General features: G+C 42.9%; 2 protein-coding genes and 2 pseudogenes. 2 read left to right on the forward strand and 2 right to left on the reverse strand.

The features are described from left to right. Together QZ359_RS06600 and QZ359_RS06605 are read left to right on the forward strand one after the other, a co-directional pair. Nucleotides 1-266 (forward strand): annotated as a pseudogene (locus QZ359_RS06600) (ABC transporter ATP-binding protein); the annotation flags it as partial. Between the two features lies 1 nt (nucleotide 267). Continuing rightward, a complete protein-coding gene (locus QZ359_RS06605; protein ID WP_293964417.1) occupies nucleotides 268-2,976 on the forward strand; it encodes an FtsX-like permease family protein in 2,709 nt (902 codons plus the stop codon). A gap of 209 nt (nucleotides 2,977-3,185) precedes the next feature. Here QZ359_RS06605 and tpx read toward each other — a convergent pair whose 3' ends face one another. Together tpx and psaA are read right to left on the reverse strand one after the other, a co-directional pair. After that, the gene (tpx, locus tag QZ359_RS06610) at nucleotides 3,186-3,677 is read right to left on the reverse strand and encodes a thiol peroxidase (protein WP_000256026.1); all 492 of its coding nucleotides are present in this window, start codon (nucleotides 3,675-3,677) and stop codon (nucleotides 3,186-3,188) included. Nucleotides 3,678-3,905: 228 nt separating this feature from the next. Next, nucleotides 3,906-4,215, reverse strand: a pseudogene (gene psaA / locus QZ359_RS06615) (metal ABC transporter substrate-binding lipoprotein/adhesin PsaA); the annotation flags it as partial.

Genomic DNA, 4,215 nt, shown 5'->3' on the forward strand with positions numbered 1-4,215 from the left:
GAGTCTCCATTGCACGTGCTGTAGCCAAAAATCCTAAAATCCTCCTTTGTGATGAACCGACTGGCGCCTTGGATTATCAGACGGGGAAGCAAGTCTTGAAAATTCTCCAAGATATGTCTCGTCAAAAAGGGGCAACAGTGATTATCGTGACCCACAATGGAGCTTTGGCGCCCATTGCTGATCGCGTGATTCATATGCACGATGCCAGTGTCAAGGATGTGTTGATTAACCAGCATCATCAGGATATTGACAGTTTGGAGTACTAGCATGATTAAACGAAAAGCTTATTGGAAGGACTTGATTCAGTCTTTCAGCGGCTCCAAGGGGCGTTTTTTATCCATCTTGACCTTGATGATGTTGGGGTCTTTAGCCTTAGTCGGTCTCAAAGTGACTAGTCCCAATATGGAGGCGACCGCAAATGCTTATTTCACAACTGCTAAAACCTTGGATTTGGCAGTCATGTCTAACTATGGCTTGGATCAAGCAGATCAAAAAGAACTAGAACAGATAGAGGGCGCAGAGGTCGAGTTTGGCTACTTGACAGATGTGACAATGAATAATGGTCAGGATGCCATTCGGCTGTATTCCAAATCAGAGCGAATTTCAACCTTTCAGCTAAGAGAGGGACGACTTCCTCAGTCCGACAAGGAAATCGCTTTGGCCAGTCATCTGCAGAGTCAATATAGCGTGGGACAGGAGATTAGTTTTAAAGAAAAAGAAGGTAGTCATCCCTCATTAAAAGACCATACTTTTACCATTACTGGTTTTGTGGATTCGGCTGAAATCCTCTCCCAGCGGGATATGGGCTATGCTGGAAGCGGAAGCGGAACTCTGACAGCATACGGGGTGATTTTACCTAGCCAGTTTGATCAGAAAGTCTACAATATAGCTCGTTTGAAATATCAAGATTTAGCAGGTTTAAATTCCTTTTCAGTAGCTTATGAAGAAAAATCCAAGCAACATCAGGAAGAACTTGAACAAGTTCTATCAGATAATGGCAAGGAACGTCTGCAAGTCTTGAAAAAAGAAGGGCAAGAGTCTCTAGACAAAGGCAAAGAAACCCTTGATAAGGCTGAGACTAATCTGCAGGAAGGTCAGCGTCGTTTAACAGCTGCTCAAGCTCGTTTACAGGCTCAGGAAAGTCAACTAGCCTTGCTTCCTCAAGCTCAGAGAGAGCAGGCTAATGCTCAACTCACCCAAGCCAAGCAGGAATTGGGTAAGGAAGAGGACAAACTAAAGCAAGCTGAACAAAGTCTAGCTCAAGAAAAGGAAAAATTAGCAAAACATCAGCAAGTCTTGGACGATTTGCCTGATCCCAAGTATCAGGTTTATAATCGTCAGACCATGCCTGGCGGTCAGGGCTACCTCATGTACAGCAATGCTTCAGCTAGCATTCGGGCAGTGGGCAATATCTTTCCTGTAGTTCTTTATGCCGTAGCAGCTATGGTGACCTTCACAACTATGACTCGTTTTGTGGATGAAGAGCGAACTCATGCAGGAATTTTTAAGGCCTTGGGCTATCGTAGTAAGGACATTATCGCCAAGTTTCTCCTTTATGGACTAGTAGCTGGGACTGTAGGGACAGCTCTAGGCAGTATACTTGGTCATTATTTGCTAGCCAGTGTGATTTCAAGTGTCATTACAAAAGGCATGGTGGTGGGAGAAACTCAGATTCAGTTCTATTGGACTTATAGCTTACTAGCTCTAGGTTTGAGTTGGTTGGCGAGTGTGTTACCAGCCTACTTGGTAGCTCGTAGGGAACTTCATGATGAAGCAGCCCAGCTTTTACTGCCTAAACCTCCTGTTAAAGGAGCTAAAATCTTACTGGAGCGCATCGGTTTTATTTGGCGTCGTCTCAGTTTTACTCATAAGGTAACAGCTCGCAATATCTTCCGTTATAAGCAGCGGATGTTGATGACAATCTTTGGTGTGGCAGGTTCTGTGGCCCTGCTCTTTGCAGGTTTGGGAATCCAATCCTCTGTAGCAGGAGTTCCGTCTAGACAGTTTCAACAAATCCAACAGTATCAGATGATTGTCTCTGAAAATCCTAGTGCGACCAATCAAGACAAAGCAAATCTAGAAGAAGTGTTGAAAGGGCAGGATATCCAAGCCTATCAGAAAATCTATTCAAAAACGCTAGACAAGGATTTCAAAGGCAAGGCTGGTCTTCAAACCATTACCCTTATGATGACAGAGAAGGAAGATTTGACTCCCTTTATCCATCTGCAACATCATCAGCAAGAGTTGACATTAAAAGATGGAGTTGTCATCACAGATAAACTTGCCCAGCTGGCAGGTGTCAAGGTTGGACAGACTCTAGAAATTGAAGGTAAGAAGCTAAAGGTCGCTGCTATTGCTGAGAACTACGTTGGTCACTTTATTTATATGAGTCAGACTGACTATGAGCAACTTTACGGACAGTTACCCCAAGCCAACACTTATCTGGTTTCGCTAAAGGATTCTAGTTCGCCTAGTATCGAAAGACAGGCCGGCTTACTTATGAATCAATCTGCGGTGTCCAGCGTTGTCCAGAATGCTTCAGCCATTCGACTCTTTGACTCGGTCGCTAGATCACTCAATCAGACCATGACCATCTTGGTCATCGTATCGGTTCTGTTGGCTATGGTTATTCTTTACAATCTGACCAATATCAACGTAGCTGAGAGAATCCGTGAACTCTCCACTATCAAGGTTCTCGGTTTTCATAATAATGAAGTCACCCTCTACATTTACCGTGAGACGATTGTCTTGTCCCTTGTGGGAATCGTACTTGGTCTGCTCTCAGGTTTTCATTTACACCAATTTTTGATTCAAATGATTTCGCCTGCGACCATTCTCTTTTATCCGCAGGTAGGCTGGGAAGTCTATGTAATCCCAGTGGCAGCAGTAAGCATCATTTTGACCTTGCTTGGTTTCTTTGTCAATTATCATCTGAGAAAGGTTGATATGCTTGAAGCTTTGAAATCTGTAGAGTAATACTCTTCGAAAATCTCTTCAAATCACGTCAGCTATATCTACAACCTCAAAACAGTGTCTTGAGTAGCCTGAGGCTAGAGTCTTAGTTTACTCTTTGATTTTCATTGAGTATAAGGTAGTTGTTTTTAGCTGATTGAACTTATATTTACTCGTAAACAAAAATCCTCCGTTTCAAAGAGTAGGGAACTCTTTGTGACAGAGGATTTTTTCTATAGGGCTTTAGCAGCTGCAATTGCGGCTTCGAAGTTTGGTTCAGAGTTGATATTATCCACGTATTCAACATAGCGAATCGTATTGTCAGTATCGAGGACAAAGACTGCGCGTGCCAATAGATGCCACTCATTGATTAAGAGGGCATAATCACGTCCAAAGGAATGGTCGAAATAGTCTGAGAGCATGATGGCATTTTCAATACCTTCAGCACCGCACCAACGTTTTTGGGCAAAAGGGAGGTCCATGGAAACAGTCAAGACAACTGTATTATCCAGTCCAGCCAATTCTTCATTAAAACGACGCGTTTGAGTTGAACAGATACCTGTATCGATAGAAGGCACGACACTCAAGACTTTTTTCTTGCCATCAAAATCAGCCAGAGATTTTTTAGAAAGGTCTGTTGTAGTGAGAGAAAAATCAAGCGCCTTGTCGCCGACTTGTAGTTGTTTACCTGTAAAGCTCACAGGATTTCCGAGAAAAGTTACCATAGGATACTCCAATCTTTTTTCTTCCATTTTAGCTGAAACAGCCGGAATTTTCCAATGATTTGACCGGAAATGTGTGCATAGAAAAAACGCCAGCTCATGTGAGAATGACGTTTTTCAGAGGCTTATACTCAATGAAAATCAAAGAGCAAACTAGGAAGCTAGCCACAGGCTGTACTTGAGTACGGCAAGGCGACGCTGACGTGGTTTGAATTTGATTTTCGAAGAGTATTATTTTGCCAATCCTTCAGCAATCTTATCAAGGTTGTATTTCATCATGTTGTAGTAGCTGTCGCCTTCTTTACCTTGTTCTGCGATAGAGTCAGTAAAGATTTGTGCGTAGATTGGGATGTTTGTGTCTTGTGAAACAGTCTTCATTGGACGGTCATCCACACTTGATTCTACAAAGAGTGAAGGAGTTTTTGTTTGGCGAAGTTTTTCAACCAAGGTCTTGATTTGGTCAGGAGTTCCTTCTTCTTCAGTATTGATTTCCCAGATGTAGGCACTTGGGACACCGTAGGCTTTAGAGAAGTATTTGAAG

The organism is Streptococcus sp., from assembly GCF_019414905.1.
Taxonomy (GTDB): domain Bacteria; phylum Bacillota; class Bacilli; order Lactobacillales; family Streptococcaceae; genus Streptococcus.

Coding starts and splice junctions, on each gene's coding strand:
- tpx (WP_000256026.1), bottom strand. CDS start 3,677: ATGGTAACTTTTCTCGGAAATCCTGTGAGCTTTACAGGTAAACAACTA.
- QZ359_RS06605 (WP_293964417.1), top strand. CDS start 268: ATGATTAAACGAAAAGCTTATTGGAAGGACTTGATTCAGTCTTTCAGC.